Genomic DNA, 534 nt, shown 5'->3' on the forward strand with positions numbered 1-534 from the left:
TAACCGAAACAATGAGTTACATTATGTTGGCATTGCAAGAGCCTGCACACGGCTATGTCATTATGCAAAAGGTCGAGGAAATGAGTGACGGTGACGTACGGATTGCTGCTGGAACTTTATACGGAGCGATTGAAAACTTAATGAAGCATAAACTGATTGAACGTGTCGAAACGGAGGATGCTCGAAGAAAAGTCTATGTTTTAACGGACAAAGGAAGAGAAATTTTACAGCTGGATATGCAAAGAATGCAGCATATCATCGATGTTTACAAAGGGGGAAATATAAATGAAGAAATTTAAGTTGTTTGTCGATATCCGTAAAGAGGAAGCTTGGCTTAATGAGCAACTGAAAAAAGGCTATGAACTGGTTAAAAAAAGTTCGCTAGGCTATTATCAATTCCAAAAAACGACGGATACGAATCAGGTCATTAAATTAGACTTCCAAAGACATTTGACAAAGGAAAAGTTAGAAACATACATCGAGCTATATGAAGAGTTCGGCTGGAAACATATTGCTGGCAGCCGATTTAGTTCT

At 38.4% G+C, this 534-nt stretch carries 2 protein-coding genes; both read left to right on the plus strand.

What is annotated here, in order from left to right; genetic code table 11:
• The coding region (locus AF333_RS31380; protein WP_080787663.1) for a PadR family transcriptional regulator at positions 1-299 on the plus strand (299 nt) is incomplete at its 5' end.
• Positions 286-534: DUF2812 domain-containing protein (locus tag AF333_RS31385; RefSeq protein WP_043065165.1), on the plus strand; the 249-nt coding region annotated here is incomplete at its 3' end. The genes AF333_RS31380 and AF333_RS31385, both read left to right, overlap by 14 nt.

The sequence above is a fragment of the Aneurinibacillus migulanus genome, from assembly GCF_001274715.1.
Taxonomy (GTDB): domain Bacteria; phylum Bacillota; class Bacilli; order Aneurinibacillales; family Aneurinibacillaceae; genus Aneurinibacillus; species Aneurinibacillus migulanus.